Origin of the sequence: Corynebacterium sp. HMSC035E02 (assembly GCF_001836065.1) — a bacterium.
Classification (GTDB): Bacteria; Actinomycetota; Actinomycetes; order Mycobacteriales; family Mycobacteriaceae; genus Corynebacterium; species Corynebacterium hiratae.
In genome coordinates, this window is the sequence record NZ_KV827349.1 from 1 (window position 1) to 363 (window position 363).

The following is a 363-nucleotide window of genomic DNA, read 5'->3' on the forward strand; positions in this document are numbered from 1 at the left end:
CTTAAGCCAGGAATAAAGTGAGGAACGATTAACTCCTAGCTCTGCTGAAGCCGCGTGGAGTGAGAGGTCCTCATTGTTTTCGTAGAGGGCCACAGCATCACGTTTGAACTGTTCGGAGTACCTAGGCATGGTGGTAGATTACCTTTCTTCCCAACCCAACCGGGCTGGATATCAGGTGTCTACCTAACAGGGGTCAGGTCCGTGCCGTTAGAAGAAAACCGGTATGTATTTTTAGGGCGGGTGTCCTGGTAGGCGATGGAGTTATCGAGGGTTTTGCAGATATCGCGGACTTTGCGCCTGATTTGACTGCGTGTGGGAAAAGCCTGATTGGGTTTAGAAGGGGTGAAGAAGTCAGCCAGGAGG

At 51.2% G+C, this 363-nt stretch carries 1 protein-coding gene and 1 pseudogene; both read right to left on the reverse strand.

All coding sequences use genetic code 11. The features are described 5' to 3' along the window. The coding region (locus HMPREF2635_RS13295; protein WP_141761694.1) for a transposase at positions 1-129 on the reverse strand (129 nt) is incomplete at its 3' end. Positions 130-179: 50 nt separating this feature from the next. Further along, positions 180-363, reverse strand: a pseudogene (locus HMPREF2635_RS13525) (HNH endonuclease); the annotation flags it as partial.